Here is a 2261-nt window from a genome sequence, read left to right on the forward strand (position 1 = left end):
TTTAAATAAACCTATACCTGAACAATATAAGGATTGGGTTACTAAGATTATTACAAAAGGAGAATTTGGACAATCCTATACTTATAAAATGCCTGTTGAAAAATTAATTGGGGCAAGAGCAGTAAATACATTATGGCTGTCATTATTGACTTTAACATTGACATACCTTATAGCAATACCACTTGGAATATATTCTGGAAGATACAATAATTCGCGTTTTGATAAAGGAGTAATTATATATAATTTTGTAAGCTTTGCAATACCTTCATTTATTTTGGCACTGATACTTTTAGCAATATTTGGATATAAATTTGGATGGTTTCCAACTACGGGTTCTGTAGAAGTAGGAATTCAAAAAGGAACATTTGCTTATGTTCTTAGTAGACTCCATCATATGATTTTACCTGCAATTACAGCTGCTATCTTAAGGACTACAGGAACGATACAATATCTTAGAAACGAAGTAATAGATGCTAAAACTCAAGATTATGTAAAAACTGCAAGAAGTAAGGGAGTTCCTATAAACAAGGTTTATAGTCATCATATATTTAGAAACTCATTGCTTCCAATAGCTGCATTCTTTGGATTTACCATTACTGGACTCTTAGGCGGTTCCATTTTTATCGAAACTATATTTGGCTACTCAGGCATGGGGGAACTATTTATATCCTCAATTACCAGTAGAGATTATTCAGTAATGAATGCTTTGGTTCTATTATTTGGTGTATTGACGTTACTTGGAAGTTTATTGTCAGATATAATTATGACAATTGTTGATCCAAGAATAAGGATAGAATAGGGGGTAGCAGGTATGAATAAAGAAAAAAAAGTTGTGAAAGATGTTGCCTCTAAAATAGATGAAGAAACATTAAAATCCGTTAGTGAGGTGCCCTCCTTTTGGAAGGTAATAAAAAGAGAATTTAGAGCTGATAAGCTGGCAACATTCTGTCTTATTATGTTAGTTATTATTTTCACCACTGTAATAGTAGGTTCTTTTCTAATAGATCAAGAAGAGCTTATGAGGATAAACTTGAGAAATAAATATCACGCACCTAGCAAAGAATTTATTTTGGGGGCGGATATTGGAGGAAGATCGATTGCAGGACAATTGTTAATAGGTGGAAGAAACTCCATTTTAATAGGCTTTGCTGTTACCATACTGACTTCTGTAACGGGATTGATCATGGGATTGATTGTAGGTTTCTATGGTGGGAAGGTAGATAGTATTATAATGAGAGTATGTGATTTTATCTCTATATTGCCTACAACTATGCTTGTCATTACCTTCGTAGTTGTAATTCCCAAATATACTATGTGGCATTTCATATTTATTATGAGTATATTTTATTGGTTGGGATGACTAGATTAGTAAGGAGTAAGGCATTATCAGAAAATAGAAGGGATTATATAAATGCTTCTAGGATAATGGGTACAAGTGATTTGAAGATTATGTTTACTGGAATTCTTCCAAATATTAGTTCAATCATTATCGTTGAGTTAATTTTAGGATTTGCAGGGAACATAGGAATTGAAACTGGATTATCTTTCTTAGGATTTGGTTTGCCGCCAGCTACACCATCACTTGGAACTTTGGTTTCATATGCAAGAACTCCAGGTGCTATGACAGGCAAACTATGGTTATGGTTACCTGCATCATTATTGATACTAGTGATGATGCTGTGTATAAATTACGTTGGGCAAGCTGTTAAAAGGGCGTCCGACGCAAAACAAAGATTAGGATAAATAAGGGGGAAATTAAAATGAAAAGAAGCTGGAAAGTTATTATTCCACTACTGCTGGTATTAGTACTTGTACTAACATCCTGTGGTAAAAAGGTAGACCAAGAGCCACCAGTAAGTAATGAAGATGTGTCTCAACAGCCAGAAGATAAAGGCGACCAAGGACAAGACGAACCTGCTGTAGGTGTAGATATTGTACTACCTCATCCAATGACTATTAAAAAAGATGGAGCAACAGTAGGCGGTACACTTAATGTTGCTATAGTAACAGATACACCTTTTGAAGGTATTTTTAATGAATTCTTATCTTCAAATGCTGTAGACAGTCAATTAGCAGAGCCTCTACAATCAGGATTCATGAGATCAGGTCCAAACAAAGAAATAGTAAATGGCGGATGGTGTGATGTTGATTTCGACAGAGAAGCTAAAACTGCTACTTACAGGATTCACAAGGATTTAACTTGGTCTGATGGAGTACCTGTAACTTCTGATGATTTAATCTTTGTATACAATAGTATAGGA

3 protein-coding genes and 1 pseudogene are annotated in these 2261 nt (G+C 34.4%); all 4 read left to right on the forward strand.

Going from position 1 to position 2261, the window contains the following annotated elements; genetic code table 11:
- The coding region (locus CIW83_RS21730; protein ID WP_143598621.1) for an ABC transporter permease at positions 1–799 on the forward strand (799 nt) is incomplete at its 5' end.
- Between the two features lie 12 nt (positions 800–811).
- Complete coding sequence (locus tag CIW83_RS24695; protein ID WP_304440629.1) at positions 812–1360, forward strand: ABC transporter permease; 549 nt, start codon at positions 812–814, stop codon at positions 1358–1360.
- On the forward strand, positions 1357–1743 hold the full coding sequence (locus CIW83_RS24700) for an ABC transporter permease (protein ID WP_304440630.1): 387 nt from the start codon (positions 1357–1359) through the stop codon (positions 1741–1743). The genes CIW83_RS24695 and CIW83_RS24700 overlap by 4 nt, the downstream gene beginning before the upstream one ends.
- A 17-nt stretch (positions 1744–1760) precedes the next feature.
- Positions 1761–2261, forward strand: a pseudogene (locus CIW83_RS21740) (hypothetical protein); the annotation flags it as partial.

Origin of the sequence: Tissierella sp. P1, assembly GCF_002266425.1 — a bacterium.
GTDB lineage: Bacteria > Bacillota > Clostridia > Tissierellales > Tissierellaceae > Tissierella > Tissierella carlieri.